The following is a 24,096-nucleotide window of genomic DNA, read 5'->3' as shown; positions in this document are numbered from 1 at the left end:
TGCAGCCAAAGGTTTATCTCACGGCGCAAACCCTTTAAGGGATCGCAAAAAGGAGCGCTTCATGACACCGAAGGCGGTTTTCTGGGACATGGACGGCACGCTGGTCGACAGCGAACCGCTGCACGAGGCAGCCCTCATCGCAGCGATGCGCAACGCCGGCCTCACCCCACCGGCTGATCTGCATGAGCGCGTGCTCGGCGTCGCTGCCTGGCCGGTCTACGAAATGATGCGCGACGAGTTCGGGCTGCGACTGCCCTTCGACGAATGGATCGTTCACAAATATGAGCATTACCTGCCGCTGGTCGAAGGGCTGAAGCCGCGCCCAGGCGCCATCGAGGTCTTCAAGGAGTTGCGCGCGCTCGGCGTGCAGCAGGCAGTGGTCTCAAACTCGGATCGGATGATCGTCGACGCCAATCTGCATATGGTCGGGCTGACCTACCCCGGCATGAAGACGATCAGCCGCAACGATGTGCGGGAAGGCAAGCCGCACGCAGAGCCTTTCCTTCGCGCCGCCTATCTGGCCGACGTCGATCCCGCGCAAGCCGTCGCGGTCGACGACAGCTGGCCGGGCGCCATGGCGGGCCTGGCGGCGGGAATGAAGACGATCTTCTGGCCTGAAAAGCCGATGGAAGGACCGCCCGGCGCCATTGTCATCAACAGCGCCGGGGAATTGCGGGCTCAGCTCGGACTGTAGCCTTCAGTTCCGGTACACCGGCTCCTGCTCGTCGAGGATCGCTTTCAACTCGGCGAGATGACGTTCGGCCTGACCGGGATAGTCGTCCATCTCGCTCGCCGCCTTCTCGGCGATCGCGTCGGACAGGGTGCGCAGCGGCCGGCCGGTCCACAGCGCCTTGATATAGGTCTCGGCGGCACGCTCGAAATAAAACATGCGGTTGAAGGCGTCGGCGACGGTGTCGCCGATGACCAGCACGCCATGGTTGCCCATCACCATCACCTTGACCTTAGGGTCGGCGAGAAGCTGCGAGCAGCGCTCGCCCTCTTCCTCGAAGGCCAGCCCGCCATAATGCGCGTCGACGACGTGACGCTTGAAGAACATCGCCGAATTCTGGTCGATTGGCGGCAGCGTCGAGTCGGCAAGCGAGGCCAGCACGGTGGCGTGGATCGAGTGGACGTGCATGACGCAGCGCGCGTGCGGCACATTGCGATGGACGGCGCCGTGCAGACCCCATGCCGTCGGGTCTGGCGCATTCGGCCCAGAAAGCGTCTCGGGGTCGTTGGCGTCGATTTCGATCAGGTCACTCGCCTTGATACGCGAGAAATGCACCTGGTTCGGGTTCATCAGGAACCTGGTGCCGTCGTCGTTAACCGCCAGCGAGAAATGGTTGGCCACCGCTTCGTGCATGTTGAGCCGCGCCGTCCAGCGGAAGGCGCAGGCGAGATCGACGCGCTCCTCGTAGAAGGGCAGGTTGGTCAGCGTTTCCTTCTGCAGGCGGGCGATGCTCATCGTAAAAGATCCTCCGGTTTGATCCAGAATGCCGCGCGCCGCTGGTGCCCGCAACCGCTTTCGCTTGGTGCAGAAAGTCGGTTATGCCGCCGTGCTTGCGGCGCCAACGGTTCGCAGTCCGCCGTGCTCGACGATGAAATCGATCACCTCCCGCAGGCCCTTGCCGCGCGAAAGATCGGTGAAGCCGAACGGTCGCTTGCCGCGCATGCGGCCGGCGTCGCTCTCCATGACATCGAGATTGACGTTCACATAGGGCGCTAGGTCGCTCTTGTTGATAACCAGGAAATCGGACCGCGTGATCGCCGGGCCTCCTTTGCGCGGGATTTCTTCACCTTGGCAGACCGAGATGACGTAGAGCGTGAGATCCGCAAGATCCGGCGAGAAAGTGGCTGCAAGGTTGTCGCCACCGGATTCGATGAAGATGATGTCGAGGTCGGGAAATTTGCGGTTGAGCTCGGCGATCGCCTGCAGATTGATCGAGGCATCCTCGCGGATGGCGGTGTGCGGGCAGCCCCCGGTCTCGACACCGACGATGCGGTCCTCCGGCAGCGCCTGCAGCCGGGCCAGCATCATGGCGTCCTCCCTGGTGTAGATATCGTTGGTGACGACGGCGATGGAAAACTCGTCGCGCAGCGCCTTGCAGAGTTTTTCGGTGAGCGTCGTCTTGCCGGAGCCGACGGGGCCGCCAATGCCAACACGAAGTGGGCCGTTGGGTTGTGTCATATCGGGAACTCCATGATGGCAAGAACGGCGAAGCCGAGCCCGATCAACAGGCACAGCGGCGAATAGAGACTGGTATCGAGCCGCGCGAAAGGCTGTTGCGGCGCCAGCCGGCGCCACCAGGGCGTGAAACCGGCAGTACCGCGCCCCAGGAACACCAGCCCGATCAGCATCGCGGTGGCTGCGAGGCCCTGCTTGGGAAACGGCGAGGCAAAGAAACCGATGAGCGCCAGCGGCCACAGCGTTGCCAGGCCGAGGCACGCGGCAACGGCGAAACTGGCGAACGGCGTCGGCATTTCGTCGACGCCGCGAAACCCGACGACAGCGTGGGCGCAGGACGCCGTGTCCCTGCCTGGCCAGACGCCGCCGATGCCCCAATAGACATGCAGTGCCGTGATCAGCAGCAGGACGAAGGAGAGGACGAAGGCGAGGAGGATCATGAGCGGAACAGTCGCGAATACTGGGTTTCGTGCTTCATCGCCATGACGTCGGAGACGAAGGCGCAGCCGCCAAGGTCGTCCAATGTCGAGCGGGACACGCGGGCAGCGGTCGAGAGCGCCAGCGGCTCGAAACCCGCGAGCAGCGTCGTCGCCTCGTTCTGACCGATCATGCCGAGCCGGATCGCGGCCTGGACGAGGTTGGAGAAGAAGGCTTGCAGGAAGGCGGACAGCGCGTCGTGCAGCGCAATGCCATTGCCGCCGGCGACAGCCCCGACTGCGATGCAGTAGGCGCATTGCGCCGGCAAGCGCTCCAGCACGGCATTGGGCCAGGCGGCGGCTGCTTTGAGGAAGGCCGCGCCTTGCAGCATGGTCTCGGCGTGGCGCTCGCGCGAGCCGGCCAGCGCCTCGGCCAGTGCCACAACCTCAGCCAGATCGCCCCCTTCGCTAGCGCGGCGCCAGCTTTCGGCGAACAGCACGGCATCGTTCCAGCCCGAGCCCATCTCGACCAGCGTCTCCAGCCAGCCGGCAAGGCCGGCGGCATCGGTCACCATTCCATCGTGCACCGCGCGCTCGAGGCCATGGCTGTAGGCAAAGCCGCCGACCGGAAAGGCCGGCGACAGCCACGCCATCAGCCGCAGCACGGCGATGCCGGACGGCTGGTCAGTCATGATCATGGTGGCCGGCATGACTATGCGAATGGGAATGCGATTCGCTGTGTGAATGGGAGTGTGCCTCACCGTGGCTATGGGCATGCGCCTCGGCATGGCTGTGATCGTGGCCGTGATCATGTCCATGTCCACCACCATGGCCGGAATAGGCGCCGCGCACCGGCTTGAACGGTTCGGAAACCTCGTCCACCGTGGCGCCAAGCCCCTCCAGCATGGCCTTGATGACATGGTCGCGCAGGATGACGATGCGGTCCGCCTCGATGCCGGCGGCGAGATGGCGGTTGCCGATATGCCAGGCGAGTTCGGCGAGATGCACGGCGTCGCGGGCGCGGATGTCATAGATCTCTTCGGGCGCCGCGATGATCTCGATATGGCCGCCATCCTCCAGCACCAGGCGGTCGCCATCGTTGAGGGCAACAGGCTCGGGCAGGTCGACCAGCACCTTGCCGCCGTCGGCAAGTTCGATGGCCCGGCGGCGCAGATGCCGCTCGTCATGGGCCAGAACCGCACGGCCGGATGGTACCGTGGCCCCCGCACTGCCAGCGGTCAGCACCGAGACGGCGCGCGGGAATTTAGTGAAGTCGGTGTTGAGGTTGAGCTTCATTTCGTCGAGCCTCCGTTAGAGCGCCGCGCGTCCTCTTGGACGCGCAAAGGACGCTCTAATACTTTTGAATCTATGCATCGTGCTTTCCCAAAATCGATTCCGATTTTGGGGCCGATGCATTGGCCTGCGCCCGCGCACGGGCGGGCCGCGCCAGCACGCGGTCGAGATAAGCGTTGACGCGCTCGGACTCGATCGGGAATTTTCCGGCGCGGGCCCAGCCGCCCATGTCGCCTAGCAGCACGTCGACGGCGGAAAAGCGGTCACCGAGGGCGAAGGGCTTGTCGCCGAGCCGGCGCTCCAGCGCCTTGACCTCCGTGGCGAAGTCAAAGGCCGCGGCAGGACCGACATCGACCCGCACGTTCCTGGGCAGGAGGAAACGGTGTCGCAATTTGTTCCACAGCGGCGCCTCGAACTCGCTCTGGGCAAAATGCATCCAGGAATCCATTTCGGCGCGGCCAGCGAAACCGGGATTGGCGCCCATCCCTTTGTCTGCGTGCTTGTCGGCGAGATAGACACAGATCGCCGCCGAATCCGTCACCGTCAGCTCGTCGTCGGTGAGGACAGGCACCTTGCCCGACGGATTGAGCGCATAGGCTTCCGGAGAGCGCAGCTTGACCTCGACGAATTCGTAGGGCTGCCCGAGTTCCTCGAGCATCCAGAGGACGCGGCTGACCCGGGATCCGCGCGATCCAATGGCCTTGTACATCGTTGAACCCTGCCTTTCCCCGGGAACTCTAGACCATCGGCTGATGTCATACGATCGTGTCGAACAGCCGCGGGATGAACGATATCTGGTAGATCAGAGCGGCCGCGACGAAGGCGATGTGGAAACGGCGGTCACGCACCAGGATCGCGACGATGCACAGTGCTACGAAGACCGGCGTTCGGAACAGATATTCGTTGCCGAAGCGGGCGAAATGCTCCGGACCTTTCAATAGCGTGTCGATCACGTCGAGCAGATAGGTTGCCGCCAGCAGTCCGAAGAACCAGGCGCGGCGCGAATAGAAGAAATCCTCGTAGCTGGTGTAGTCGAGCATCGAATCCGGAAACAGCAACGCGCAGAGCAGGAACTGGGTGATCGCGTAGAAAATGATGAACAGGTACTTTCCGAAGGTCCAGGTTTCGATGGCATAGAGGCCGAACTCCCACCACCAGAAATGGACCAGCATCAGCAGCACCGAAGCGACCCAGGCCAGATGCACCGTATAGAGCCGGTATTGGGTGGGATGCTGGACGATGCGCGCTACCCCCGACAGCAGGCGCGCGACGCCGAGCCCGATCACCATGCCCATGACGATGCGGATATGTGGGAAGATGTCGTGGGGGGATGCTATTTCGCTTGCCATCGGCCTTAACAAGAAATGCGGCGAGCTTAAACTCGCAGAAAGCTGTCCATTGAAAGCGGGGCGACCGGCTAAAATCGCCATCAAGCGCCTGTTTGGCTGTATATGGCGGTTCGCTCGGAAGATGGGGTTTTCTTAAGCCCGTCTCTCTTACCGCCACAGGTAAAGCGTCGCGGTATGCCTCGTCCAAAACCTGCGAAGGATAGCGGCGAAGGCTTGGGCTGTCCTTGATGATATTACCAATCCAGATACGCTGTTCCGTTATCGACGCTTGCCAACCGTGGCATCTGTGGCCTGGTTGGAATTCCGATTTCAGGAGGTGCGCAATCAATACCTCCGTCCTGCTGCGGATTTCCCGTCTGTCGCCCCTCCCCAACCTCTCGATCTCCTCAGCCAGATTCTCTCGATCCAAGCTCGGCAAAACGCCCCTCGCGCAGCAGTGGGCTTTGCTCAGCGCACCATTGCACGAAGTCCGTTTCGTACGGTGTTGATGCTCGAAGGCGATCAATCTTATTCATGGGAACATCATGCCCCAGTTTGCGAAAATCGCAACGAATCACTCAGGGCTGCATATCGCTCCGATCAAAACAGAAAGTACCTTTGCGCCATCGGCAGCACGGTCGCCGGCTCGCAGGTCAAGAGTTCGCCATCGGCGCGAACTTCGTAGGTTTCCGGATCGACCTCGATTTGCGGCGTGGCGTCGTTGAGCACCATCGAGTGCTTGCCGATGCCGCCGCGCGTGTTTTCGACGGCGACGAACTGCTTGTCGACGCCGAGCCGGCCGTGCAAACCGGACTCGAGTGCGGCCTTCGAAACGAAGGTCACCGACGAATTGGTGCGGGCTTTGCCATAGGCGCCGAACATCGGCCGGTAGTGCATCGGCTGCGGCGTCGGGATCGAGGCATTGGGGTCGCCCATCGGGGCGGCCGCGATCATGCCGCCGATCAGCACCATGTCCGGCTTGACGCCGAAGAAGGCCGGGTTCCACAGCACCAGATCGGCGCGTTTGCCGATCGCGATCGAGCCGATGTCCTTCGACAGGCCATGCGCGATGGCCGGATTGATGGTGTATTTGGCGATGTAGCGGCGGACGCGGAAATTGTCGTTGTCGCCCGTCTCCTGCGGCAATGACCCGCGCTGGCGCTTCATCTTGTCGGCCGTCTGCCAGGTGCGGATCGCCACCTCGCCGACGCGACCCATGGCCTGGCTGTCCGACGAGATGATCGAGAAGGCGCCGATGTCGTGCAGGATGTCCTCGGCCGCGATGGTCTCCTTGCGGATGCGGCTTTCGGCGAAGGCGATGTCCTCGGGGATCGACGGCGACAGATGGTGGCAGACCATAAGCATATCGAGATGCTCGGCCAATGTGTTGACCGTGTAGGGCCTCGTCGGGTTTGTCGAGGACGGGATGACGTTGGGCAGGCCGCAGACCTTGATGATATCAGGCGCATGGCCGCCACCGGCGCCCTCGGTGTGGAAGGCATGGATGGTGCGGCCCTTGATGGCCGCCACCGTGTTCTCGACAAAGCCGCTCTCGTTGAGCGTGTCGGTGTGGATCATCACCTGCACATCGTAATCGTCTGCGACCGACAGGCAGCAGTCGATCGCTGCCGGCGTCGTGCCCCAGTCCTCGTGCAGCTTGAGCGAGCAGGCGCCGCCCAGCACCATCTCCTCGAGAGCGGCTGGCAGCGAGGCATTGCCCTTGCCCGACAGGCCAATGTTCATCGGGAAGGCGTCCAAGGACTGGATCATGCGTGCCATGTGCCACGGCCCCGGTGTGCAGGTCGTGGCCAGCGTGCCGTGCGCTGGGCCGGTCCCGCCGCCGAGCATAGTGGTGATGCCCGACATCAGCGCTTCCTCGATCTGCTGCGGGCAGATGAAGTGGATATGCGCGTCGAAGCCGCCCGGGGTCAGGATCTTGCCCTCGCCCGCGATGATTTCCGTGCCGGGGCCGATGATGATGGTGACGCCATCCTGCGTATCCGGATTGCCGGCCTTGCCGATGGCCGCGATGCGGCCATCCCTCAAGCCTATATCGGCCTTGAAGATGCCGGCGCTGGCATCGATCACCAGCGCATTGGTGATGACGGTGTCGACCGCACCTTGGGCACGGGAAACCTGGCTCTGACCCATGCCGTCGCGAATGACCTTGCCGCCGCCGAATTTCACCTCCTCGCCATGGATGGTGAAATCCTTCTCGACCTCGATGAAGAGTTCGGTGTCAGCGAGGCGCACCCTGTCGCCGACCGTCGGGCCATACATCTGGGCGTAGGCGGCACGCGTTAGTCTGGCCATCAGCGGTTGCTCCCGAAATGCGGTGTGATTGAAGCCGGGCTGCACATTGCCGCCCTCCAATGGTCACGCAATGACCCGCTAGGCGACACCTTCTGAACCCATTTGGCGGTTGAGGTTGAAGGGTCACCCCAAAACGACCGTTTGCCAAATCGATGGAAGGAAAATCCATGCGCAAAACGACAATTCTTGCAGCCGCCGCCAGCCTGATGCTGGCGGGTGCCGCCAGCGCCCAGCAACAGCCCGCTCCGACTACGCCGGCTCCAGCCGCGCCCGGGGGTCAGCAGGCCGCGCCGGCGATCCAGAGCGTCAACGTGATCGACATCAGCGAGTTGCCGAAGGACACCCAGACGCAGGTCAACCAGGTCATCGCGCAGCGTGGCGATGCCGGCCTGCAGAAATTGCGCAGTTCGATCGATGCCACCCCCAAGGTGAAATCCGCCCTCCAGGCCAAGGGAATGACGTCGGCCCAGGTGGTCGCGGCCAGCATGGAGCCGAACGGCGCGCTGACCCTGATCACCAAGAAAGCCAGCTGACCAACCGGCGCGGCGGACCGGTATCCGGTCCGCCCACCGAACCCGACAGGGAACCGTGACAGGGCTGGGGGCGTTTCGTTCCAAAGCTCTTGAAGCAAACTGCGAAAGCGAACGATGACCCTCGACGCCCTGCCCGATGCCAGATGCCATGCGCGATGGTTGCATGTCATTGCCGCGGCAGCGTTTCTGGCGGCGAGTGTACCACAGGCGGCGCTCAACGCGCAGGGCCTGAAGAGTCCGGAGACCGTCGACCGCATCGTCGGATCGCAAGTCAACCAGGAAGAGGCCAAGGCGACAGCTGAAATCGGAAAAGTCAGTTCGGCGATCGACCGCACACGCGAAAACATCAGCACGGTGCGCAAGACGTCCAAACTCGACAAGGTCGATATCGTGTTCCTCACCGACGCGGTGCGCAGCGAAGGCGGCCCGCCGCCAGCCATCGAGAACAAGGTTCGGCAGCATCTGGACGATGTCAGCGAGTTGCGCAAGGAGATCGAGGCGAACGCCCTGCTTTTCAATGCTCTCGATTCTCGGCGCGTGCTTGCGCAGGACGTTCTCGCCGTGGAGTTCGATGATCCCGGAAAGATCGTCATCTATGCGGCCGCCAAGCCATCGGGCTGAGCCGCGCGCGGAGCTTGCGTTCATGCATGCCCTGAAGCCGCCCACTGGCCCTGCGCGCCACGCATAAAAAGCCCTCACAGCTTGCCCATCACCTTCTGCTGGAAGCCGTGGATTTCACGCTTGCCGCCAAGCGGCACCAGCGTGACATCCCGTTCCTGCCCCGGCTCGAAACGCGTGGCGGTGCCGGCGGCTATGTCGAGGCGCATGCCGCGCGCCCGTTCACGATCGAATTTCAGCGCCTCATTGGTTTCGTAGAAATGGTAGTGGCTGCCGACCTGGACCGGTCGGTCGCCACTGTTGGCCACTTTCAGGATGACGGTCGGCAGACCCTTGTTGAGCTCTATGTCGCCTTGAACGGGGATGATTTCGCCTGGGATCATGGGACCTCACACGATTCCGAAGGCGAGGCCGACGCCGATCGCCGCGCAGGCGGCGCCCGTGATGCGGGCCACGCCGCGTGACCTCATGCCGAGGCCAAGCCCGACGGCGATGCCGATGGCATGGAGCAGCACGGTGGCTACGGCAAAACCGACCATATATTCGAGGCCGCCGGCATTTTCGGGCACTTCCGTGCCATGGGCATGGCCGTGAAACAGCGCGAACAGGCCGATGATGGCGACACCGGCCGAAACGGGCAGATCGACCGCCAGCGCCACCAGCAGGCCGAGCGCCACGACGGAGGCCAGTATACCCGGCTCGACGAAGGGCAGCGGCACATGGGCCATACCAAGAGCCGCGCCGCCCAACATGACGCCGACGAACGCCGCCGGCCAGACCCAGATCGCCTTGCCGCCCTTGAGGGCCGCCCACAGACCGACGGCGAGCATCACCGTCATATGGTCGAGGCCCGACAACGGATGCGTGAAGCCGGCCATGGCGGAGGAGGTCGTGCCGATACCGACATGGGCGTAGGCAGGCATCGCCGCCGCCACGAGCAGGATGGCCGAGAGGCACAGGCGTTTGACAGGGATCATTTTACTTGCCTTTCGTTTTGCGGTGTCACGCGGCCTTGCGGGGGCCGCAGCCCTCGGCCTTGAGCACGCGTTTGGTCGAAGCCGGATATTTCTTCAGCATCGCGGCGGGGCGGATCGGCCGCGCCGTAAAATTGCCGCCGCAGTTCGGGCAGACGCCGCCAAGCACGTTTTCGACGCAGCCGGCGCAGAGGGTGCACTCGAAGGTGCATATCCGCGCATCCGTCGCTTCCGGCGGCAGATCCTTGTCGCAGCACTCACAGTTCGGGCGCAGTTCAAGCATGTCTGTCTCTCCTCACCGGATCGGTTCGTGCACGGTCACCAGCTTGGTGCCGTCGGGAAACGTCGCTTCCACCTGTACGTCGTGGATCATCTCGGCGATGCCTTCCATCACCTGGGCGCGGCTGACGACATGGGCGCCGGCCTCCATCAGATCGGCCACCGGGCGGCCATCGCGGGCGCCCTCGACGACGAAATCGGTGATCAGCGCGATCGCTTCCGGATGATTGAGCTTGACGCCGCGCTCCAGCCGCTTGCGCGCCACGATCGCCGCCATGGCGATCAGCAGCTTGTCCTTTTCCCTTGGCGTCAGGTTCATGCGTCATCCTGAAATGATGCGGATACAGTCACAGTGACCATAATTTGGGCAGCCCCGCTTTTCCATTGAGCAATCCAACGAGCGGGACCAGCCGCTGGCGCAGCTGGTAGCCGTCCTCGGCGTAAAGCCTCGCAAGAAGCTTGCCAGATGTCTTCACGGTCCAGACGCTGGCGCCACCCCGGGCGCCAATGATCTCCCTAGCCTGATCGAGCAAGGCTTCCGCGCGCGGCGACACCAGCAGCAGCGTGGCCACTGCGATCGCGCCATTTGATATCGCCGGACGGGCCATGATGTCGGCGATATCAGGTCCGATGCGGAAATCCTCGGCGTGGATGAGGGTTCCTTCCCTGCGGATACGCCAGCGGTCGCGAAAAGTACCCTGTGCGGCACGTTCGCCCATGGCCTGGCGGCCGAAGACGGTCGCTTCCAGCAACAGCGCCTCGGCCCATGCGGCAAGCTCGACGTCCAACGTACGGACAAAGGCGGCGCGATCGAAGACGATGGTTTCCTGCGGCAACCAGGCGATGCTGCCGTTCTCTCCGACGGTCAGTCTGACCCGGACTTCGGCATGGTCCGATGCGGCGCGATAGACTTTTTCGCAGGCCTGGGTCGTTATCCCAGCGCTGGCATGCGGGCCGACATCGACCTCCCAGCCGAGGCGGTCGCCGCCGGTCAGTCCGCCGGCGGTGTTGATCAGGACGGCCTCCAGCGGGCCGGCCGAAACGTATGGCAGCCTTATCTTGGCGGAGCCGTCCTGATAGAGGCGCCGCAGCCGCGTGCGGCCGTCGATGCTGGCGCAACCAAGCTGCGCCTTGCCAGCCGCGCGCTGGGCCAGCTGACCTGAAAACTTGCTATTTTCGATCGTATCCACGCCGTCAGGTTAAGCACTGCGGCGCTTTTGTCGACATATAGCTTGTTGCTTGATGACGTTTCCGTTTCTATAGAGGGAGCCACCTTGGTACGGTCAGGCGACGCTTGGCGGAGGGATAAGGCGAAGATCGCGGCCTGATATCGAGGACAAGAAGGCGCCGTTCAGTTGGCGTCGGGAAACGACACAGTGGGGAAGAAACCGAATGGCTGACCAGCTGGCAGCGGACATCATCGAGAAGATCAAGGCCCATGCCGAGCCGGGCGGCGAGGAAATCACCACCACAACCGAATTGACGGCGCTCGGGATCCATTCGCTGGAGCTGACCGAGATCATCTTCGACCTCGAAGAGCAATATGGCATCGAGATCGAGATGAACACGGTCGATGCCTGGAGCAATCTGAAGAACGTCGGCGACATGGTCGAGGCCGTTCGCGCTCTGATCGCGAAAAAAGCCTGACCGAATGCTGAAGCGCGTCGTCATTACCGGCATCGGTGGACTGTGCGGATTGGGCACCGATGCGCAGGCAATCTGGGCCGAGATGCGGGCCGGCCGGTCGGCGATCGGCCCGATCGACAATCCCTTCCTGCACGACCTGAAGGTCAAGACCGGCTGCGAGATCAAAGCACTGCCGGATCACGGCATCGAGCGCAAGCAACTGGTGTCAATGGATCGCTTCAGCCTGCTGGCGGTGCTCGCGGCGAAAGAAGCCATGCGGCAGTCCGGATTGGTCCCGCATGCGGACAACACCTATCGGATGGGAACCATTGTCGGTGTTGGCGTCTGCGGCTTCGAGACCGTCGAGGAGAATTATCGCGCCATCCTGATCGAGGGCAAGAATCGCGCCGGCATCTTCACCGTTCCAAGAGTCATGCCGGGCGCCGCCGCCGGTCAGGTCAGCATGCATCTGGGTTTGCGCGGACCGGTGTTCGGCGTCACTTCGGCCTGTTCGTCGGCCAATCATGCCATCGCATCGGCGGTCGACCAGATCAGGCTCGGCCGCGCCGACGTGATGGTGGCCGGCGGCACCGATGCGCCGCTGGTGTGGGGTGTGCTGAAGGGCTGGGAGGCGCTGCGTGTGCTTTCGCCCGACACATGCAGGCCGTTCTCGGCCGACCGCCAGGGGCTGGTGCTGGGCGAAGGCGCCGGCATGGCGGTTCTGGAAAGCTACGACCATGCGATGGCACGCGGCGCCACCATTTTGGCTGAAATCGCCGGCGCCGGCCTTTCGGCCGATGCTTCCGATATCGTCGCGCCGACCGTCGAGGGGCCGGAAGCGGCGATGCGCTTCTGCCTGGCGGATGCCGGGCTCAATCCCGAGGATATCGACTACCTAAACGCACACGGCACCGGCACCAAGGCCAACGACCAGATCGAAACCCTCGCGATCAAGCGCGTCTTCGGCGACCATGCGCGCGCGCTATCCGTCTCCTCGACCAAGTCGATGCACGCGCATTGCCTCGGCGCCTCGGGCGGGCTGGAGATGATCGCCTGCGTCATGGCGATCCGCGAAGGCGTCGTGCCGCCGACGGCGAATTACCGCGAGGCCGATCCCGACTGCGATCTCGACGTGACGCCGAATGTCGCGCGCGAGCGCAAGGTGCGCGCCGCCATCAGCAACGGCTTTGCCTTTGGCGGCACCAACGCGGTGCTGGCCTTCAAAGCAATCTGACCTCCGGGCGGTTGCCACCTGGCCGCGCTGTCCCCACCGTTCGCGCGGTCCGAATCGGGTGACTGTCCGTGCATGGTGAAAGCGTCACCGCCATATTGATCCGGCCTCGCCGCGGCCCTAGTTCTTGGCCGACCCGCCAATATCGCGCCGCTTGGTGCGAATCCCCCGCTCAGGAGTTCCCGATGGCAGACCTGTCCGCCTTTCCGATCGCAAGCCGTTGGCCGGCCAAGCATCCCGACCAGCTCCAGCTCTATTCGGCAACGACGCCGAACGGCGTGAAGATATCGATCGCGCTGGAGGAAATCGGCCTGCCCTATGAGCCGCATCTGATCAACATCGGCAAGAACGAGAGCTGGACCCCAGAATTCCTGTCGCTCAATCCCAATGGCAAGATCCCGGCGATCATTGATCCCGACGGACCGGGCGGCGCGCCAATCGGCCTGTTCGAATCCGGCGCGATACTGCTCTACCTGGCGGAAAAGACCGGCCTGCTCATGCCTGTCGACGCGGCGCGGCGCTACGAGACCATCCAGTGGGTCTTTTTCCAGATGGCGGCTGTTGGGCCGATGTTCGGCCAGGTCGGCTTCTTCCACAAATTCGCCGGCCGGGAGATCGCCGACAAGCGACCGCTGGAGCGCTACCGCGACGAATCACGGCGCCTGCTCGGCGTTCTCGACGTCAGGCTGAAGGGCCGCAAGTGGATCATGGACAATGACTACACCATCGCCGACATCTCGCTGCTCGGCTGGGTGCGCAACCTGATAGGCTTCTACGAAGCGCGCGATCTGGTCGGCTTCGACGATTTCGCCAATCTGGCAGCGTGGCTGGAGCGCGGCCTGGCGCGGCCGGCGGTGCAGAAAGGCCTGACCATTCCGGCGCGAGGCTGAACCCATCAGCCCTCGGGAAGGAGCAACCTACTTTGCTTTCGCCTTGGGTCCGCCCCTGCCGACCACGGAGGCGGCAAGGGATGCCACGCCCCGCGCCGTGGCCACGACCGCGCCGGCGGCGACATTGGCCGCGGAGCGAACCTTCGAGCCGCCGCTTGCTTTCGAGCCGCCGGCCATGGCCGGCTTCTTCGCTTGGGCGGGCTTGGCGGCCGCTTTCGGCGCGGTCACTTTCGAGCCCGGCACGACTTTTTTCGGGGCTGCCTTGCCGAAGGCCTTCGCATCCTTGGAGCGCTGGGCGATCGCCGGGCCGGCCCCAGCCGTCGACTGCGGCGCCTTCGGTTGCGCCGACTTACCCCTGGTGGGCTTGTTCGCCATGGGACGGAATCCCTCTTCTGGCATGATTGCCTGATCGGGATAACGCGTTGTAAGTCTTAAGGTTCCCGTCGAAAAATATTGAAAATTAAACGGTTAAATCCAGATCAACCAAGGTTGATCTGGATAACGGCTTAACCAAAGACCAGGTCGGCCGCCCGGCGCCGCGCAAGCACGCGTTCGATGTTGGGCATGTCGTTGGAGGCGATCCAGGCGCGCGCATCCGCCTCGGAATCTCCATGCTCGTGCCAGCGTTCCATCAGGCGGCGTTCGAGCTCCTTGCGCGGCACGTCGACGAAGATCGAGAAATCGAACAGCGGCGCCAGCCGCGACCACGGCTCCTCGTCGAGCAGCAGGTAATTGCCTTCCACCAGGATGAACTTGGTCTCAGCGCCGACAATCGCCGCGGCGGCGCGCGACAATTCCATGCCGCGGTCGAACACCGGAATGGCGATTTCGGCCTCGCCGGCGCGGATGCGCTTCAAAAGCGTCTCAAAGCCGCCAAAGTCGAATGTGTCGGGCGCGCCCTTTCGCGCCCGCAGACCGCGCCGCTCGAGCACGATGTCGTCATAGTGGAAGCCGTCCATGGGCACGACCTCCACCGCGCCTTCCGGCAAAAGGTCATGCAGGCTTGCCGACAGTGTCGATTTGCCGGGCGCCCGGCGGCCCGGCAATGGCGACGATGAAGCGATTTGCCTTGCCGGCGCGCTTGAAGATGGTAGCGGCGAGGTGGGCGATTTCGGACATTTTTCGGCTCCTTCCGAAGATTTTGACGCATCTTGTCGGCGGTCGCTTGAATTTCAAACCGCGATTTGCACGATTTAGAGCGACCGGTCGTGGAGTCAGCACTGGCGACCGCGATTAGTCCCTTACGGCTTCGTCTTCAGCGTGCCGCTGGCTGGCCGATACGAAGAAATTCACTATCGAACGGGACTTCCGATGCCGCGGCGCCAGCCAACCGGAGGCTGCCACCCGCAGTGGTGATCGCGCGCGGGGGCTCGCCATCCGACAGGGGCAACGCACCGATGACATGGCGGAACGAGACGCCGCGATCCTCGCCAAGCGCGAATGCGGTCGCCACGCCCTCGCGCTTCAGCCAGTTGTCGCCAAGCGAGGCGGCGTGGCCGACCGCGGTGCGCCCATCCTCGATGCCGAGCACGCCGAGATGGCGGCCGCTCCACGGCGCGTAGTCGCGCCCGCCATTGCTGAACCACAACATGGTAACCGGCAGTTCGGCCGGGTTCTTCAGCACCAGCACCAGATCGTCCTCGGCCTCGCGAGCCAGCGCGGTCCAGCCTGGACCGCCATGGTCGGTCTCGACCAAGGTGAGGAAATCCTCGCGCCGGTCATCCATACGGTAATCCGTCAGATCGAGCGTGCCGCCGCCGGCAGCAGGGAAATGCTCGAGGTCCGACGACCGACCGGGGTAGGCCAGCATGAAGCGGCCGCGCGCGGGGTCCGGCTCCAGCGGATCGGCTGGCGTGGCGGCAAACCGCTTCGGCGAGAAAGCCAGCCTGCCGCCACCTTTCATTGCCGTCATCGGGTGATGGGCGACAGAGATCGCGCCGGACCCGCCGGAAAACACATGTTCCTGGTAGAGGAAAGGATGGTCGTCGCGCAGCGTGAAAATCTTGTCGACGCTGGCGCCCATCACCCTTGTGGCGCAGCCGGAAGACCGCGCGCCAGCCACTATCCGTCGCTCCACTGTCGACCACATCCCAGGCGCTGTTGGCCGGCCAGCCATGCAGCGGTGCCTCCTCGACATCGCTGCGCGAAAACGGCGCGCAGAGAAAGTCGCCGGAGAGCCGGACGGTGCCCCGCGACAGGTCTGGAGGCAGCGTCTCGCCCGCGTCGACCCAGGGTGCACGGTGTAGCGGCTTCAACCGGCGCGCGCCGCTCTCGACGACCATGTCGGCGATGTGGCCAACCGTGAGGTCCAGCGAAACCGAAATGCCCTTGGCGTTGATCGTGACTGTATCCATGGCTCTCTCACCCGAATCTGACGGGTGCCAAGAAGAACCGGTTCGGCGCACCGCGCAAGCGCGTGGGCGCGTATTTTGCATTGGTTTTGCGCTCGCCTTCGTCGGAAAGTGCGAGCCCTATTGCCGCTTGTAGTCGCGCACCGGGGATTTCGTCCCGTCGGTATAGGTCACCTGCACCGACATCGAGGTCACGCTTTTGGTGACCTTGAAATAGGGCTCGAAATCATCGGGGATGGCGTAGGGATCCCCGGCATTGCAGGGCGGCATGGGAAGGGTCTTGTCGAGCGTGGCACCGTTCAGGCTGTAATGCACCTCCTTGATGGCGCAGCGGTAGGACAGCATCTGGGTGAAATAGACCAACCCATGGTTGCCGCTGGCGTCGAAGGCGATCCATGACGTCCAGAACTGGTCGAGGATCTGCTTGTTGCCCTGTTGCAGGGCGGCATCCGGGTCGAAGCTTATGTCGAACGGGCCGGTCTCGCGCCCCCTGATGTCGAGATATTTGATCGCGATCGTGGTCTGCGCCGTGCTGTCGGGCAATTCGAAGCTCGGATTGGGCATCGGCTTGCCGGTCCGCTGGTCGTTGAGCGCCAGCAGGCCGGTGTCGGTGAAGGGGCCGGCGCCGCCAAGACGCCAAGATATCGCGGTCGCCGGCTCGGGCAGCGAAATGGTCATCGACCAGCCCTGGTTGGAACGCATCGGCGTCAGCGACGGCGCGAAGCGGGCGGGGTCGAGCACGTCGCCAAGGGCCGCCAGCCGGCCGCGGCCGCGGTCCAGCCAGTCGGCAAGCTGGGTTTGGTCGACGAAATATCCGAGCAGCCCGCCATCCTTCTCGTAAGAGACGAATTTGGTCAGCGCCTGGGCTTCGCTGCGCTTGTCGGCCAGCGTCTGGCTGCCGAGCCGATCCTCCGAGAACTCCTGCGCCAACATGAAATAGGCCGGTGCATAGTCCGGATTGGTCGCAATGAAGGCGTTGAGCTTGTCGAGCCGCTGGGTATCGTCGAACTGCAGCAGGTGGACGAGCTTAATCGATGGCGCCTTGGCTTTCTCCGCGAGTTGGCCGAACACCTCGCGGGCGCCGGCCTTGCCGTCCTGGACCCGCAGAAGCGTGGCAAAGCGCGTATAGGGATCGATGGCGTCGACATCGAAGCCGGCAAAGGCGAGATAGGAGCGCCGCGCGTTGAGCATGTCGCCCGAGAGCTCGTAGACGCGGGCATTGTGGTAGAATTCGTCCGGCCGCTTCGGCTCGGCGATGGCGCCGCCTTGCGCGGCCAAGGAGGCAAACCCCTTGGCTATCGTGTCGATCGAGGCGGCGATCTGCTCTGTCGTCGCCTGAAGCTTTTCGGCCTGGGCCACTTGCTGCTGCTGGCCGCCTACGAGTGTCTCGGTCGTTTGCTTGACCGCTTCGACGGTCCTTTGCGTCTCGGCGCCTTGGGCAGCTTGCTGCTGCTGGGCGGAGGCGATCTGATCGGTTCTCTGGGCAACCGTGTCGGTCGATTTCTTGACCTCTTCGACGGTCTTCTGCGTTTGCGTGACCGTTTGCTCGATCCTAGCCACCTTTTCGGCGACGATGCCCGTCGACTGCTGCAGTTGCGCGATCGCCGGCACCAGGCTGGCGATGATGCCGTTCTGCGAATTGGTCTCCTTCTGCACGGCGTAGACGCCGCCGGCAACCGCCGCCGCACTGGTGGCGAACACCAGCGCCGGCAGTGCCTTGGCCGCCAGCACGAGCCTGAGCACGATGGCAATGGCGATGATGACGGCCACGATCGAGGCAGCCAGCGCGATATAGGCGGCGAACGGCGCCAGCGGGTTGAGGATGTCGGAAACGGCGCCGCCGATGAAGGCGATGCTGCCGGCCCATTTGCCGGTGCGGCTGAGCGACGCCCTGATCAATGACGGCGCGGCGCCAGCCCCAATGTCAGCCATTTTGCGAGCCCCCCTAGCCGCCGGATGCCACGCTCTTCCCACGGCAGACGCGGCTTTGGCAAGGAAAGACAGGAAACGGGCGATTTCGGGGCGGTGGCAAGGCTTGGTTCCTCTCCCCCGCCTTGGCGAGTGGGGAAACAGGCCGCCGGCACTCGACATTCCCTGGGCTAACCGGCATTAACCAAATGGACGCACCCGCCGGGTTACGTTAGCTTCGCCTTATCTCAGCAACAGCATCGCCAGAACAGTCCAGCCCTTGTCCTTGCCGCGTCTCTTTCCGCTCTTCCAGAAAATCCTCGCTGTCCTGGCCCTGGCGGCCCTGATGGCCGGCTGCTCGACCACGGCCCCGCCCGACAGCGTTCTGGCCGTGCCGGCGCCACCGCAAAAATACGCGGCCATCGTCGTCGATGGAAAGAGTGGCAAGCAGCTGTTCGAGGTCAATTCGACGGCGCAGCGTTATCCGGCCTCGCTGACCAAGATGATGACGCTCTATCTGCTGTTCGAGGCGATGGAGACCGGCCGCGTCACCAAGGAAACGCAGATCCCGGTTTCGGACCACGCCGCCTCGCAGCCGCCGACCAAGATGCGTTTCCGGCGCGGGGAGACGATCGACGTCGATTCCGCCATCCGCGCCATCGTCGTCAAATCGGCCAATGACGTGGCCGTGGCGGTGGGCGAATATCTCGGCGGCTCGGAAGACCAGTTCGCCGCCATGATGACATCCAAGGCGCGCCAGCTCGGCATGAGCAGCACCACCTTCCGCAACGCATCGGGCCTGCCCGATGACGGCCAGATGACGACCGCCCACGACATGGCGGTGCTCGGCATGTCGTTGCAGCGGCGCTTCCCGCGGCACTTCCATTATTTCTCCGAAAGCGACTTCATGTTTCGCGGCCGGCTGGTGCGCGGCCATAACGACATGCTCGGCCGCGTGCGCGGCGTGAACGGCATCAAGACAGGCTATATCAGGGCTTCCGGCTTCAACATCGTCACCTCCTACGACGCCGACGGCCGCCAGCTGATCGTGGTGGTGATGGGCGCCGACAGCGCGCGTCAGCGCAACGACCATGTCGAAGCGCTGATCCAGCGCAGCCTGTCGCCCAGCATGGCCGACACCAAGACCAGGCTGATGTTCGCCGAACAGCAGTGAGGTGAGGCGTGATCCGCGCAGCGGACAAAAAGCCAATTGCCTGGCTTTTGGAACGACGAACGGTGAAGACACGGTCCGCCTTGAGCGGATCAAAGGTCCAGTGGACCTTTTGAAGGGTCTGAACGCCCAAGGGGCAGGGAGCCTGCGAAGGGCCGGCCGCCGTCCCAAGTCGTGCCTTGGTGCCCGCGAAACTTCGCAGCCGGCTACCATCTTGCGACTGTCACGCAATCGTGCGGAAGACGTGGCATAGGCTTGCGAATCCGACAGTGGATAAGCGCCGTCGCCTCAGCGTATCCTAACTTACAGCGCAGGAGCCCATCATGAGCACCGTACCCAAGGCATCCGAGCAGAAGTCGGCCGACAATGAGAACGACAGCGGCGGCGAGTATTTCGAGGCGCCGACCACGCAAGAGGATTCGCACGAGGTTTCCGATGAGCATTTCGACACGCCCGAAGTGCCGGATTCCGAGCCATCAGGCCCGGGCGCATCGCGGCTGAAGCCGAAGAAGAAGCCGTCGGCGATCTCGGGCCGCAAATTCCGCAAGCGCGACCTTGTGCGTATCGACACGCTGCGCCCGAGCCTCGCCGACCGCATTCATTCGGACCACCCCGACCTGCCCAAGGGCGCGCGCATCAGCCGCGAGGAGCTCGGCCGCTACCGCATGCGCTACATGGAGGAGCTCTTACAGCAGGAGCACGGCGAATTCTCCGAGCTCGACCGCCAAGTGGTGGAATCGATCGCCCGGCAGGACACGATTTCGGAAAACAGCGAAGAAGAATTCGAGGAGCACCGCTCCTTCGCCGACCGGGTTTCCGACAACATGGCCGCCTTCGGCGGCAGCTGGTGGTTCCTGATCTCGTTCGCCAGTGTGCTCCTGGTGTGGATCGGCATCAACCTGATCGCGGGCATGGCGGGCGCCTTCGATCCCTACCCCTTCATCCTGCTCAACCTGCTGCTCTCCTGCATCGCCGCGGTCCAGGCGCCGATCATCATGATGAGCCAGAGACGGACGGAGGCCAAGGACCGGCTGCGCTCCTTCAACGACTACCGGGTGAACCTCAAGGCCGAGTTGGAAGTCCGCCACCTGCACGAAAAGCTCGATTACCTCATCTCGCGGCAATGGACGCGACTGGCCGAGATGCAGCAGATGCAGCTGGATGCAATGCACGAACTGGCGAGCGCGAAGAAGGCAAAGCGGGCGGTGCGGGGGCGGCGGCCGGTGAAGAGCCCGGTAGAGCAGTGAGGGGTGGTGCCCGCGCATTGGGCGAACGCTCTGCTACCCAAGCCAAGTTCGCAACGCCGCCAATTGCCCGTTGAAGCCCGCGCCCGCTTCCGCTAAGAAGCCGTGACTTGCTGGTTCGCCGGCTGGTTCGTTTTCCGGGCTCTTCGTCCTGAAAGCACCCGTAGCTCAGCTGGATAGAGCGCTGCCCTCCGAAGGCAGAGGTCACAGGTTCGAATCCTGTCGGGTGCGCCAAATTCCGCAGGTCCATTCCGGACACATGGGTTACGGTTCATACCGGAGACATGGGTAACACTTTTGGCCCGAAGGGATTTTGGAGTGGTTCGAGCCTGCATGTCGGCCACTTACTCCGATCGCCACCTTTCCACGACTTGTGCGCTGGCTCCGGCGGGCGCCTTTTTATGCGACATTCGGGAACCTGCTGTTCCTCGGCTGGTTCGAATGCCGGCAGCCTCCCTCGCTGCCGGTCAGGTCTCGCAAGACTTGGCCGGGCCCGCTTCGCCGCCAGTGAGGCGGGCCCACAGCGATTGGCAAGTCAGGTCCGCACCAAAGGAGCAGGGATGAAGAAGACATACGAACAACCCGTTCTCATCAAACGCCAGCGGCTGTCCAAGGTCACGGCAGGTCCGGGACCTTCCGCTCTCATTCGGCCAACCACGTCCGGCTGACAGCACCGCTATCGCAGGAGCCCGCTGCCGAAGGTGGCGGGCTCTCATCTTTCCCGGTTGGGAACAGCCTGACGAAGCCAAGTTGGGGCAAACGCAGCCGACTTCCCTTCGCTGCGTGTACTTCTGCTCTGTATTGGAACCGCCTTCTGGCTCTCAGTGGTGATGGCAGACGAGGCTCGCTTGCCCCAAGGCAACTTTCCGCAAGCGGTTGCTTGAGGAGCATCTGGAAAGCCGGAAGCTGCTATACCGCCCGCCGACAAGCCAGGTGCTGTTCACATTCCCAAGGTCTGATTGGGTTCCAAATGAAGGAAAGCTGCGAGCGAGCTGCTTGAAGCATCGAAGGCGGCCTGGTTGGCTTGAGCAAACTCTGCCAGCGCGTGCTCGACTCCGCCAGCTGCGGTTCCTGTAAGCTCCATGCGATACAGCACCTGGTGGGTGAGCATTGCGAGCTTGGCGTCTCTGTACAACGCACTGTGCTTCACAGTTTCCGTGTCGAAGTCTCCGATCAGCATGATGGTTGCTCCGGGTTTTGTCTCCGGAAATCTCCCATCTCGGTTTTGGTTCCGGCAGCCGACGGGCGGGATATCCGCCCCAGGGGTTGGTGGGCGAGCGCCTCGGTCTTGAGAGTAGCTCCGGCCCGTAGAGTTCAAGCGCGGCGTTTCGGCCGTGCACTGTTTTCATCTCTGTTTGGACTGGCCCCGCTGCCGCGAAGGTGGCGGGCTTTTGGCCATCATCGGCGCGCAGCGAGAGGCCGGCAAGCCGGCCATGGTGCTCATTGCGCCAACAAGGGCGTTACGCCGGCAGCGCCTTTCGCCTTCAAAGCCGATAAACAAAAGCGTCTTCGGACCGTGCGGCGAAAGATCGGCGGTCGAGCCCCGAAGGGCCTCAAGAATGATAAGGCCGAATGGCTCTAACCGTCGCGCGTGTGAAGGTCCTGAAGGCGAAGACAAGCCGCGCCACTCGAGGCTGCTCGATCGCCGAGAGGAGGAGAGACGAGCCCGCGAACCTTGACCGCCTCAGAAAATCTCAGTGGTTATGACTAGGATTATTCCTATTGCAGCCAAGACCATGACTACGATCATCGCGGCTTCAAAACTTCCTCCGGCTCGGCCAACGAATGCTATCATTTTTGCGCTCCCCGATGCGCGCCCGCTCTGCCCTCGTTCAAGGAAAGACCGAAGGCTGCTTTGGGGAAATCACCTATGTTAATGGTGAACCATGAAACAGGCTGCCGCCCTTCTCTCGCCTCAGTCCCTACCGATCTGTTGGAGGTGTAAGTTCCGGGCCCTGCAGACCGCTGCCGCGACATACCGGGCATCTGATAGTAGAACCTTTGCAGCCCGGTCGGTGAGCCCCATGCGGGCAACAAGTGCCGTTCGAGGCCAACCATTTTCCGCAGTCGAATACCTTCCCGGCGCCGAGACACCGCCGACACTGGAATTTTCTGAATCCTGCCAAGCACCACCCTGCCCACTAGACGAGACGGCAAGAAACGCAAGGGACGGAGATTAGTCTCAGCTAATTCACTTGACTGGCAAGGAATGTGTTCCTTGTCCCTGAATGCATCTGAGCAGGAATAGCTAATGCTAAACGCCAGAACGCGCCATGGGGGCGGAGCTGTGTCGGAATTGGAGCTGCCTGCCAAGCAGGCTCTCACCGCGGCCGCGGCAATGCCGTCGTCGCGGACCTCTGCTGAAGGCGTTGCGAAAGCCGAACCAGGTCGATAGAGAGGGCCAAAATCAAAGCTGAACAACCGAGGATGTTTAGGCCTATTGACGCCTCATAGCCCCCACCGCGTCAGCGCCCTTCCCTAGGAGCCAGACTTGGCCACAACCGCCACAACCATCACCAGGCGTGTCCTGATCACCGGCGCCGGCGCGGCTGACGGCATCGGCTTTGCCATTGCGCGCCAGTTTGGCCAAGCCGGGCATGCGGTTTTCCTGACCGGCGCCAGCGCGCGGGTGCTGGAGCGCGCTGGCGAGCTTCGCGGCGAGGGTGTCGATGCCACGGCCGCGGTCGCCGATCTCACCATCGCCGCGGAGGTGGGGCGGCTGCGGGCCGAGGTCGGCGCTATCGATATCCTGGTCAACAATGCCGGCATGGGCTCGCTGGCCTCGCCGTCCGTCGACAAGGCGTTCCTAACGATGAGCGAGGCCGAGTGGGACCGGGGCATCGAGACCAGCCTGAAGACGGCGTTTCTCGTCACCAGGGCGTTTCTGCCGGCGATGGTCGAAACGGGGTATGGGCGCATCGTCAACGTCGCGTCGGTGACCGGGCCGCTGGTCTCCTACCAGGGCACCGCCGCCTATTCCGCGGCGAAGGCCGGCATGGTCGGCCTGACCCGGACATTGGCGCTGGAAGTGGCGCGCCACGGGGTCACCGCCAATGCAGTGGCGCCCGGCTGGATCGAGACTGGCGCGTCGAGCGAGGCGGAACGGATAGCGGCCCTGCATGCGCCGCCGGGCCGCGCCGGCCGGCCCGGTGAGGTGGCGGCGGCGGTCGTGTTCCTGGCCTCCGAGAGCGCCAGCTATATAAACGGCGCCTTGCTGGTGGTCGATGGCGGCAACAGCCTTGAAGAAAGCAAGGGATAGACGGCGCGGCCGGTTTTATGCCCGTGTGGATTTCGACCTTCGGCGCAACTCCTTCCACCGGAATGAACTGCGATCCCTATCTCGGGTGAAATTTCTCGCCGCCGCACCGGGCCGCCAGCCACAGTCGCTTGACTAAATCATCAGCCTACACTAATCATAAGTCATGACTGTTGATAGCGCACAGCTTGCCGCCCTGGGCGATCCGACCCGAAGGCAGATTTTTGAGCTGATAGCGGAGCGGCCGCGCTCGGTGGCGGAGGTCACGCGGCAGGTCAGCGTATCGCAGTCCGCGGTGTCGCAGCATCTGAAGGTGCTTCGGGATTCGCGGCTGGTGCGCGCGGAGCCGAAGGGCGCCAGCAACGTCTACCATATCGATCCGCACGGGCTTGGCCAGATGCGCGCCTGGCTCGACCGGTTCTGGAGCAAGACGCTCGCGACCTACAAGCTAGCCGTCGAGACCCCACCAGAGGAGTGACC

The 24,096-nt window shown here is 63.5% G+C and carries 26 protein-coding genes, 1 tRNA gene and 3 pseudogenes; 11 read left to right on the top strand and 19 right to left on the bottom strand.

Annotated elements, in window-relative coordinates; all coding sequences use genetic code 11:
- Positions 1 to 61: 61 nt before the first annotated feature.
- Positions 62 to 694: an HAD family hydrolase gene (locus ACVWWD_RS09350; protein ID WP_352552950.1), complete on the top strand. Its 633-nt coding sequence runs from the start codon at positions 62 to 64 to the stop codon at positions 692 to 694.
- Between the two features lie 3 nt (positions 695 to 697).
- On the opposite strand, the gene ACVWWD_RS09345 is transcribed toward ACVWWD_RS09350, so the two are convergent.
- From ACVWWD_RS09345 to ureC, 9 genes and pseudogenes are all read right to left on the bottom strand, one after another.
- Complete coding sequence (locus tag ACVWWD_RS09345; RefSeq protein WP_023781855.1) at positions 698 to 1,465, bottom strand: class II aldolase and adducin N-terminal domain-containing protein; 768 nt, start codon at positions 1,463 to 1,465, stop codon at positions 698 to 700.
- An 81-nt stretch (positions 1,466 to 1,546) separates the two neighbouring features.
- Positions 1,547 to 2,188, bottom strand: coding sequence for an urease accessory protein UreG (gene ureG, locus ACVWWD_RS09340; protein ID WP_023781856.1), 642 nt, complete (start codon positions 2,186 to 2,188; stop codon positions 1,547 to 1,549).
- The gene (locus tag ACVWWD_RS09335; RefSeq protein WP_023793152.1) at positions 2,185 to 2,625 is read right to left on the bottom strand and encodes a DUF3995 domain-containing protein; all 441 of its coding nucleotides are present in this window, start codon (positions 2,623 to 2,625) and stop codon (positions 2,185 to 2,187) included. The genes ureG and ACVWWD_RS09335 overlap by 4 nt, the downstream gene beginning before the upstream one ends.
- Positions 2,622 to 3,293: an urease accessory protein UreF gene (locus ACVWWD_RS09330; RefSeq protein WP_352552955.1), complete on the bottom strand. Its 672-nt coding sequence runs from the start codon at positions 3,291 to 3,293 to the stop codon at positions 2,622 to 2,624. Before ACVWWD_RS09330 ends, ACVWWD_RS09335 begins: the two co-directional genes overlap by 4 nt.
- Positions 3,286 to 3,897 (bottom strand): urease accessory protein UreE, encoded by a 612-nt coding sequence (locus ACVWWD_RS09325; protein WP_023781859.1) that lies wholly within the window; start codon positions 3,895 to 3,897, stop codon positions 3,286 to 3,288. The genes ACVWWD_RS09330 and ACVWWD_RS09325 overlap by 8 nt, the downstream gene beginning before the upstream one ends.
- A gap of 70 nt (positions 3,898 to 3,967) precedes the next feature.
- On the bottom strand, positions 3,968 to 4,603 hold the full coding sequence (locus ACVWWD_RS09320; RefSeq protein ID WP_352552957.1) for a glutathione S-transferase family protein: 636 nt from the start codon (positions 4,601 to 4,603) through the stop codon (positions 3,968 to 3,970).
- A 46-nt stretch (positions 4,604 to 4,649) separates the two neighbouring features.
- Positions 4,650 to 5,243: a hypothetical protein gene (locus ACVWWD_RS09315; protein WP_352552959.1), complete on the bottom strand. Its 594-nt coding sequence runs from the start codon at positions 5,241 to 5,243 to the stop codon at positions 4,650 to 4,652.
- Positions 5,244 to 5,373: 130 nt separating this feature from the next.
- Positions 5,374 to 5,616, bottom strand: a pseudogene (locus tag ACVWWD_RS09310) (DUF29 domain-containing protein); the annotation flags it as partial.
- A 206-nt stretch (positions 5,617 to 5,822) separates the two neighbouring features.
- Positions 5,823 to 7,535 carry an urease subunit alpha gene (gene ureC, locus ACVWWD_RS09305; protein WP_435054047.1) on the bottom strand — a complete coding sequence of 571 codons (1,713 nt, stop codon included), beginning with the start codon at positions 7,533 to 7,535 and terminating at the stop codon, positions 5,823 to 5,825.
- Between the two features lie 167 nt (positions 7,536 to 7,702).
- Here ureC and ACVWWD_RS09300 point away from each other — a divergent pair, with 167 nt between their 5' ends.
- Both ACVWWD_RS09300 and ACVWWD_RS09295 read left to right on the top strand, forming a co-directional pair.
- Positions 7,703 to 8,068 (top strand): hypothetical protein, encoded by a 366-nt coding sequence (locus ACVWWD_RS09300; RefSeq protein ID WP_352552961.1) that lies wholly within the window; start codon positions 7,703 to 7,705, stop codon positions 8,066 to 8,068.
- A 114-nt stretch (positions 8,069 to 8,182) separates the two neighbouring features.
- Positions 8,183 to 8,689 carry a hypothetical protein gene (locus ACVWWD_RS09295; RefSeq protein ID WP_457103036.1) on the top strand — a complete coding sequence of 169 codons (507 nt, stop codon included), beginning with the start codon at positions 8,183 to 8,185 and terminating at the stop codon, positions 8,687 to 8,689.
- 74 nt (positions 8,690 to 8,763) lie between these two features.
- Here ACVWWD_RS09295 and ACVWWD_RS09290 read toward each other — a convergent pair whose 3' ends face one another.
- The 5 genes from ACVWWD_RS09290 to ACVWWD_RS09270 are packed head-to-tail and all read right to left on the bottom strand — an operon-like array spanning position 8,764 to position 11,129.
- On the bottom strand, positions 8,764 to 9,069 hold the full coding sequence (locus ACVWWD_RS09290) for an urease subunit beta (protein ID WP_015314507.1): 306 nt from the start codon (positions 9,067 to 9,069) through the stop codon (positions 8,764 to 8,766).
- 6 nt (positions 9,070 to 9,075) lie between these two features.
- On the bottom strand, positions 9,076 to 9,663 hold the full coding sequence (locus ACVWWD_RS09285) for a HupE/UreJ family protein (RefSeq protein ID WP_352552964.1): 588 nt from the start codon (positions 9,661 to 9,663) through the stop codon (positions 9,076 to 9,078).
- Positions 9,664 to 9,688: 25 nt separating this feature from the next.
- On the bottom strand, positions 9,689 to 9,943 hold the full coding sequence (locus ACVWWD_RS09280; RefSeq protein WP_352552966.1) for a DUF1272 domain-containing protein: 255 nt from the start codon (positions 9,941 to 9,943) through the stop codon (positions 9,689 to 9,691).
- A gap of 12 nt (positions 9,944 to 9,955) precedes the next feature.
- On the bottom strand, positions 9,956 to 10,258 hold the full coding sequence (locus ACVWWD_RS09275; RefSeq protein WP_023772196.1) for an urease subunit gamma: 303 nt from the start codon (positions 10,256 to 10,258) through the stop codon (positions 9,956 to 9,958).
- Positions 10,259 to 10,286: 28 nt separating this feature from the next.
- Positions 10,287 to 11,129 (bottom strand): urease accessory protein UreD, encoded by an 843-nt coding sequence (locus tag ACVWWD_RS09270; RefSeq protein ID WP_457103035.1) that lies wholly within the window; start codon positions 11,127 to 11,129, stop codon positions 10,287 to 10,289.
- 202 nt (positions 11,130 to 11,331) lie between these two features.
- Between ACVWWD_RS09270 and ACVWWD_RS09265 the strand changes: the two genes are divergently transcribed.
- The 3 genes from ACVWWD_RS09265 (at position 11,332) to ACVWWD_RS09255 (ending at position 13,686) form a co-directional block, all read left to right on the top strand.
- The gene (locus tag ACVWWD_RS09265) at positions 11,332 to 11,586 is read left to right on the top strand and encodes an acyl carrier protein (protein ID WP_015314512.1); all 255 of its coding nucleotides are present in this window, start codon (positions 11,332 to 11,334) and stop codon (positions 11,584 to 11,586) included.
- 4 nt (positions 11,587 to 11,590) lie between these two features.
- Positions 11,591 to 12,799, top strand: coding sequence for a beta-ketoacyl-[acyl-carrier-protein] synthase family protein (locus tag ACVWWD_RS09260; RefSeq protein WP_023772194.1), 1,209 nt, complete (start codon positions 11,591 to 11,593; stop codon positions 12,797 to 12,799).
- A gap of 182 nt (positions 12,800 to 12,981) precedes the next feature.
- Positions 12,982 to 13,686, top strand: a complete 705-nt coding sequence (locus ACVWWD_RS09255) for a glutathione S-transferase family protein (protein ID WP_023772193.1) — start codon at positions 12,982 to 12,984, stop codon at positions 13,684 to 13,686.
- Positions 13,687 to 13,713: 27 nt separating this feature from the next.
- On the opposite strand, the gene ACVWWD_RS09250 is transcribed toward ACVWWD_RS09255, so the two are convergent.
- From ACVWWD_RS09250 to ACVWWD_RS09235, 4 genes and pseudogenes are all read right to left on the bottom strand, one after another.
- Complete coding sequence (locus tag ACVWWD_RS09250; protein WP_457103034.1) at positions 13,714 to 14,061, bottom strand: hypothetical protein; 348 nt, start codon at positions 14,059 to 14,061, stop codon at positions 13,714 to 13,716.
- 131 nt (positions 14,062 to 14,192) lie between these two features.
- Positions 14,193 to 14,805: pseudogene (locus ACVWWD_RS09245) on the bottom strand (nucleoside triphosphate hydrolase).
- 136 nt (positions 14,806 to 14,941) lie between these two features.
- Positions 14,942 to 16,040: pseudogene (locus ACVWWD_RS09240) on the bottom strand (hypothetical protein).
- 117 nt (positions 16,041 to 16,157) lie between these two features.
- Positions 16,158 to 17,969: a methyl-accepting chemotaxis protein gene (locus ACVWWD_RS09235; RefSeq protein WP_352553065.1), complete on the bottom strand. Its 1,812-nt coding sequence runs from the start codon at positions 17,967 to 17,969 to the stop codon at positions 16,158 to 16,160.
- 256 nt (positions 17,970 to 18,225) lie between these two features.
- Here ACVWWD_RS09235 and ACVWWD_RS09230 point away from each other — a divergent pair, with 256 nt between their 5' ends.
- The 3 genes from ACVWWD_RS09230 to ACVWWD_RS09220 all read left to right on the top strand — a co-directional run bounded on the left by ACVWWD_RS09230 (position 18,226) and on the right by ACVWWD_RS09220 (position 20,594).
- Positions 18,226 to 19,119, top strand: coding sequence for a D-alanyl-D-alanine carboxypeptidase family protein (locus ACVWWD_RS09230; protein WP_352553067.1), 894 nt, complete (start codon positions 18,226 to 18,228; stop codon positions 19,117 to 19,119).
- A gap of 320 nt (positions 19,120 to 19,439) precedes the next feature.
- Positions 19,440 to 20,363, top strand: coding sequence for a DUF1003 domain-containing protein (locus ACVWWD_RS09225; RefSeq protein ID WP_224525170.1), 924 nt, complete (start codon positions 19,440 to 19,442; stop codon positions 20,361 to 20,363).
- A 154-nt stretch (positions 20,364 to 20,517) separates the two neighbouring features.
- A tRNA-Arg gene (locus tag ACVWWD_RS09220) sits at positions 20,518 to 20,594 on the top strand.
- A 706-nt stretch (positions 20,595 to 21,300) separates the two neighbouring features.
- On the opposite strand, the gene ACVWWD_RS09215 is transcribed toward ACVWWD_RS09220, so the two are convergent.
- Complete coding sequence (locus ACVWWD_RS09215; RefSeq protein WP_023781870.1) at positions 21,301 to 21,540, bottom strand: hypothetical protein; 240 nt, start codon at positions 21,538 to 21,540, stop codon at positions 21,301 to 21,303.
- 1,311 nt (positions 21,541 to 22,851) lie between these two features.
- Between ACVWWD_RS09215 and ACVWWD_RS09210 the strand changes: the two genes are divergently transcribed.
- Together ACVWWD_RS09210 and ACVWWD_RS09205 are read left to right on the top strand one after the other, a co-directional pair.
- A complete protein-coding gene (locus ACVWWD_RS09210) occupies positions 22,852 to 23,619 on the top strand; it encodes an SDR family oxidoreductase (RefSeq protein ID WP_352553070.1) in 768 nt (255 codons plus the stop codon).
- Between the two features lie 163 nt (positions 23,620 to 23,782).
- A complete protein-coding gene (locus ACVWWD_RS09205; RefSeq protein ID WP_023772185.1) occupies positions 23,783 to 24,094 on the top strand; it encodes an ArsR/SmtB family transcription factor in 312 nt (103 codons plus the stop codon).
- Positions 24,095 to 24,096 lie beyond the last annotated feature (2 nt).

It is taken from the genome of Mesorhizobium sp. URHB0026 (genome assembly GCF_054059755.1).
The sequence above is the reverse complement of the archived record's forward strand: the minus strand, read 5'-3'. Positions and strand labels throughout refer to the sequence as shown.

Excerpts from the sequence above, each read along its gene's own strand:
- ACVWWD_RS09350 (WP_352552950.1), top strand. The coding sequence starts at position 62 with ATGACACCGAAGGCGGTTTTCTGGGACATGGACGGCACGCTGGTCGAC.
- ACVWWD_RS09345 (WP_023781855.1), bottom strand. The coding sequence starts at position 1,465 with ATGAGCATCGCCCGCCTGCAGAAGGAAACGCTGACCAACCTGCCCTTC.
- ureG (WP_023781856.1), bottom strand. The coding sequence starts at position 2,188 with ATGACACAACCCAACGGCCCACTTCGTGTTGGCATTGGCGGCCCCGTC.
- ACVWWD_RS09335 (WP_023793152.1), bottom strand. The coding sequence starts at position 2,625 with ATGATCCTCCTCGCCTTCGTCCTCTCCTTCGTCCTGCTGCTGATCACG.
- ACVWWD_RS09330 (WP_352552955.1), bottom strand. The coding sequence starts at position 3,293 with ATGACTGACCAGCCGTCCGGCATCGCCGTGCTGCGGCTGATGGCGTGG.
- ACVWWD_RS09325 (WP_023781859.1), bottom strand. The coding sequence starts at position 3,897 with ATGAAGCTCAACCTCAACACCGACTTCACTAAATTCCCGCGCGCCGTC.
- ACVWWD_RS09320 (WP_352552957.1), bottom strand. The coding sequence starts at position 4,603 with ATGTACAAGGCCATTGGATCGCGCGGATCCCGGGTCAGCCGCGTCCTC.
- ACVWWD_RS09315 (WP_352552959.1), bottom strand. The coding sequence starts at position 5,243 with ATGGCAAGCGAAATAGCATCCCCCCACGACATCTTCCCACATATCCGC.
- ureC (WP_435054047.1), bottom strand. The coding sequence starts at position 7,535 with ATGGCCAGACTAACGCGTGCCGCCTACGCCCAGATGTATGGCCCGACG.
- ACVWWD_RS09300 (WP_352552961.1), top strand. The coding sequence starts at position 7,703 with ATGCGCAAAACGACAATTCTTGCAGCCGCCGCCAGCCTGATGCTGGCG.
- ACVWWD_RS09295 (WP_457103036.1), top strand. The coding sequence starts at position 8,183 with ATGACCCTCGACGCCCTGCCCGATGCCAGATGCCATGCGCGATGGTTG.
- ACVWWD_RS09290 (WP_015314507.1), bottom strand. The coding sequence starts at position 9,069 with ATGATCCCAGGCGAAATCATCCCCGTTCAAGGCGACATAGAGCTCAAC.
- ACVWWD_RS09285 (WP_352552964.1), bottom strand. The coding sequence starts at position 9,663 with ATGATCCCTGTCAAACGCCTGTGCCTCTCGGCCATCCTGCTCGTGGCG.
- ACVWWD_RS09280 (WP_352552966.1), bottom strand. The coding sequence starts at position 9,943 with ATGCTTGAACTGCGCCCGAACTGTGAGTGCTGCGACAAGGATCTGCCG.
- ACVWWD_RS09275 (WP_023772196.1), bottom strand. The coding sequence starts at position 10,258 with ATGAACCTGACGCCAAGGGAAAAGGACAAGCTGCTGATCGCCATGGCG.
- ACVWWD_RS09265 (WP_015314512.1), top strand. The coding sequence starts at position 11,332 with ATGGCTGACCAGCTGGCAGCGGACATCATCGAGAAGATCAAGGCCCAT.
- ACVWWD_RS09260 (WP_023772194.1), top strand. The coding sequence starts at position 11,591 with ATGCTGAAGCGCGTCGTCATTACCGGCATCGGTGGACTGTGCGGATTG.
- ACVWWD_RS09255 (WP_023772193.1), top strand. The coding sequence starts at position 12,982 with ATGGCAGACCTGTCCGCCTTTCCGATCGCAAGCCGTTGGCCGGCCAAG.
- ACVWWD_RS09250 (WP_457103034.1), bottom strand. The coding sequence starts at position 14,061 with ATGGCGAACAAGCCCACCAGGGGTAAGTCGGCGCAACCGAAGGCGCCG.
- ACVWWD_RS09235 (WP_352553065.1), bottom strand. The coding sequence starts at position 17,969 with ATGGCTGACATTGGGGCTGGCGCCGCGCCGTCATTGATCAGGGCGTCG.
- ACVWWD_RS09225 (WP_224525170.1), top strand. The coding sequence starts at position 19,440 with ATGAGCACCGTACCCAAGGCATCCGAGCAGAAGTCGGCCGACAATGAG.
- ACVWWD_RS09215 (WP_023781870.1), bottom strand. The coding sequence starts at position 21,540 with ATGCTGATCGGAGACTTCGACACGGAAACTGTGAAGCACAGTGCGTTG.
- ACVWWD_RS09205 (WP_023772185.1), top strand. The coding sequence starts at position 23,783 with ATGACTGTTGATAGCGCACAGCTTGCCGCCCTGGGCGATCCGACCCGA.